The 3,953-nt window shown below is 71.0% G+C and carries 2 protein-coding genes and 1 pseudogene; all 3 read right to left on the reverse strand.

Features of this window, described 5'->3' with window-relative positions; all coding sequences use genetic code 11:
• Positions 1-267, reverse strand: a 267-nt coding sequence (locus IH45_RS0142310; protein ID WP_030682385.1) for a roadblock/LC7 domain-containing protein, incomplete at its 3' end; no start/stop codon positions are given.
• 10 nt (positions 268-277) lie between these two features.
• Positions 278-3,427: a sensor histidine kinase gene (locus tag IH45_RS0142315; RefSeq protein ID WP_030682388.1), complete on the reverse strand. Its 3,150-nt coding sequence runs from the start codon at positions 3,425-3,427 to the stop codon at positions 278-280.
• A gap of 421 nt (positions 3,428-3,848) precedes the next feature.
• Positions 3,849-3,953, reverse strand: a pseudogene (locus tag IH45_RS0142320) (ATP-binding protein); the annotation flags it as partial.

Below are 3,953 nucleotides of genomic sequence, written 5' to 3' on the forward strand. Positions count from 1 at the left end.
GACGGACATGATGAAGAGGAAGCCGCGCTCCATCTCCACCACGGTCTGGTTGACACTCCCGCCCTCGAAGATGCGGGAGGCGCCGGAGGTCAGCGAGGTGAGGCCGGAGGCCACCGCCGCCAACTGATCGGCTCTGTCCCGAGGGAAGCCCTCGGACATGGCGAGGAGGAGACCGTCCGCGGAGACCACGACCGTGTGGGACACACCGGGGGTGTTGTCCACGAAGTTGGTGATCAACCAGTTCAGGTTCTGCGCCGCCTGGCTCATCGGGCTCACACTAACGCTCCTGATCGTAGGTGCTGCCGGGGCCGAAGCCCTGTTGGTCATTCTGGGGGACCTCCGATTGGTCCGTGCCCACGTTGCGTCCCTGCTGGACCCCGCGCCGCAGGTTGCTCAGCCGGCCGCGGACGTCCTCCGGAGCGCGGGAGACCTGCGGGCCGCCCTGCGGGCTCTGCTCCGCCGTGCCCTCGACCAGGTTGGCCTTGGGCACCCGCCGGGGCAGACCGGAGGAAGTGACTCCACCCGCCTTCGGCTCGCGCAGCCGCTCCGCCCGCTGCCAGCGCTCGTCGTTGGCCGAGCGCCACTCGGAGCCGTCCGGACCGGACTCCGGCGCGTTCCCCTGCGGGGCGGCCGCCGGGCCCTCCTGGGCACGGGGCCTGGAGGACGCCTCCTCGAACGGCTGCCACTGCTGCTGAGCCTGCGGCTGGCCGGCTCCGCGGCGCGGAAGGCCGGCGTCGGTCAGCGGCTGTGCGTCGTTCGGGGTGGAATCCGGACGGTCGAATGCTACGCGGTCCGGGGTGTCCGCGGGAGCGGCCGACGGATTCCGGTCCGATTCCGTTTCCGGGCCCGAATAGCCGGTGTACGCTCCGTTTTCGGGCCAGTCGTCCTGCGGCCGCGTCTCGTACGGCACGTACGGCTGCTGGCCGGCGGCCTCGTCACGACCGACTTCGGCAAGTCCCTGGCCCAGCGGCTGCCCGGCGTCGTAGACCCCCTGCCGGGGTTCCGCATACGGCTGCCCGGGCTGGTTCCCGTAGCCCGCGCCACCGTGCTGCGCCGTGTCCTGGAACAGCTGCGCCGACGGATCCAGGTACGGCTGCCCCGGCGGATTCGGGTACGGCTGCTGCTGCGCGGGATCGTGCGCGCGGCCCTGGGCGCCCGCACCACCGGCCTGCGCCTCCAGCGCCGCCCGGCGCTCCTCGCGCAGCAGCGAGCGGTTGACCGGGTCGAGCGGCGCGGCGCCGCCGTGCTGCCCGAAGCCGGACTCGTCGAAGCCGAGCTCCGCGGCCGAGCGGCCGTCGTGCGCGTACCCGCCCTGCTCGTGCTCGGGGACGATCCGGGAGACCGTGAAGTCGTCGTCGTACCCCTCCTCGCCGCCACCGCCGTGGGTGATGGCCTCGGGGAGCATGACGAGGGACGTGGTGCCGGCCTGCTCGCCGGACGGGCGCAGCTGTACGCGGATGCCGTGCCGGTCGGCGAGGCGGCCGACCACGAACAGGCCCATGCGCTGGGAGACCGATGCGTCCACGGTCGGCGGGTTGGCCAGCTTGTGGTTGATGTCGGCGAAGTCCTCGGGGGTCAGCCCGATGCCCTTGTCGTGGATCTCGATCATGACCCGGCCGTCCGGCAGCCGGGTGGCGGCGACCCGCACCTTGGTCTGCGGCGAGGAGAACGTGGTGGCGTTCTCCAGCAGCTCGGAGAGCAGGTGCACGAGGTCGGTCACGGCGGTGCCGTGGATGTCGCCGTCCGGCACGCCGGACAGCTCTATTCGCTCGTACGCCTCGACCTCGGACGTCGCCGCGCGCAGCACGTCGATCAGCGGGACCGGCTGGTTCCAGCGCTGGCCCGGCTCCTCGCCCGCGAGGATGAGGAGGTTCTCGCCGTTGCGCCGCATACGGGTGGCCAGGTGGTCCATCCGGAAGAGGCTCTCCAGCTGGTCCGGGTCGGCCTCGTTGTTCTCCAGCTCGGTGATCAGGGTGAGCTGGCGCTCGATCAGGCCCTGGTTGCGCTGCGAGAGGTTGGTGAAGATCGCGTTGACGTTGCCGCGCAGCAGCGCCTGCTCGGCGGCGAGCCGGACGGCCTCCCGGTGCACCTGGTCGAAGGCGCGGGCCACCTCGCCGATCTCGTCGGTGGTGTGGATCGGGATGGGCTGTACGCGGGTGTCCACGCGTCCCGGGTCGGTACGGGAGAGCTGGTCGACCAGGGTCGGCAGCCGCTGCTCGGCGATGCCGAAGGCCGCGGAGCGCAGCCGGCTCATGTTCCGGCTCATCCGCCGCGCCATCATGCCCGCCACCAGGAACGCGACGACCAGCGCGGCGATCACGATCGCGGAGTCGACGAAGGTGGACCGCTGCGCGTCCGAGGAGATCGCGGCCGCCTCGTCCACCGCCTTGTCGGCGAGGTCCTTCTCGATGCCGCGGTACATGTCGAACGCGCCGGTGGCCGCGGTGAACCAGCTCTCCGGCGTGATGCCCTGCGCGGCGAGCTGCTGCGGCGAGGCGCCGGAGGCGATGGCGTTGACCATCGTGTCGAAGGCCGGCGACGTCTCGTTCCGCTTCTTGAGCTTGGCGGTGTCGTCCTTCAGCCGCTGCACGTCCTCGGGGGTACCGCCGGAGGTGTACTCGCCGATCGCGATGTTCTCCAGGTACTTGTACGAGGCGAACGAGGTCAGCTGCTTCTTGTGCTCCTTGCCGCCCTGCGGGGACGCCGGGGCGACCAGCAGGTGCGTACCGATGGAGCGGGTCAGCGACTCGGCGGCCTTGGCCAGCGAGACGGCGTAGACCGTACGGCCGTAGGAGGTGATGTTGCCGGTGCCCAGGCCCAGCTCGTTGGCGAACTCCATCAGCGGGTGCTGGATGGCGACGTAGCCCTCTTCGGTGCGTACGCCGGGCAGCTGGGACGTGTAGGCGGCCTCGCGCAGCTTCTTCAGGCCCGGCTCGACCTTCTCGAAGGCGGCCAGCCGGCGCTGGAGGCCCGCCTTGTCGGGCGCCTCCTTGACCGCGGCGTGGAAGGCCTGCGCCGCGGTGTCGGTCGCCGCGCGCGCCTGGCTCACGGCCGCATCGTCGCGCTTGCCCGTGAGCAGCGGCTCGGCGGTGCGGTCGCGCTCGTCGATGATGGCGTGGCTGTAGGCGGCGGCGGCCCGCACCAGCTTCGCGGTGTTCTCGGCGTCCCGGGCCTCCTGCCAGGTCTCGACCGAGCTGTTGACGCGCAGACCGCCGAAGACCAGGGCGACGAGCACGGGGATGAGCAGGATCGCGTTGAGCCGGGTGGCCACGCGCCAGTTGCGCGGGGAGAACCTCCCGCCGCTCACCGGGACGGTGGCGGCCTGGCTTTCGGCCGCGCCGGCAGCCGGTGCCGCGCTGTGCGACGGTGGCGTGAAGTTGCCCCGCCGCGGTTCCTGCGGCTCGGGGCCCGACCTGCTTCGCCTCACTCGACCAACAACCTCTCGGCGCCGGCACCGCGCCCTTTGCGCCGTGCCGTTTTCTTCGGGGCCTTACTACTCCGGAGTTCAGCGAATTTCAGCACGTCAGGACCGTGCGTTCCAAACACTGGGCAAAAGCGGAGCAACGCGCTGAGCGGCTCAGATAAAAGGGGCGTTAAGGGCGAGCGGCGGCAAAAGGCGAGAGAAATGTGCGCACAGCGGAGCCGCGTGTGCGCGCCGGGTGTCGGCGGCCGGTGAATTCTCTGTCGAAACGTTATGAACGCGTCGGGCGGCGTGGCCAAGGACACAGATCGCGTGCCGGGGTACGGGAACCGGCGCCGGGCGTGACTTTTCCGGCGCCCGGAAGGCGCCGGTCCGGTCTTCTCATTGCCCGGGGCAACTTACCTGTCGGCGAGGCGACTTGGAAAGGTCACTTCAGGCGGGCCATGAGGGCGTGTTCGACGAGGGTGATGAGGGCGCTTTTGGCTTCGCTGCGGTGGCGGGCGTCGGTGGTGATGATGGGGGCGTCGGGGCC

Source organism: Streptomyces rimosus subsp. rimosus (genome assembly GCF_000720725.1).
Classification (GTDB): Bacteria; Actinomycetota; Actinomycetes; order Streptomycetales; family Streptomycetaceae; genus Streptomyces; species Streptomyces rimosus_A.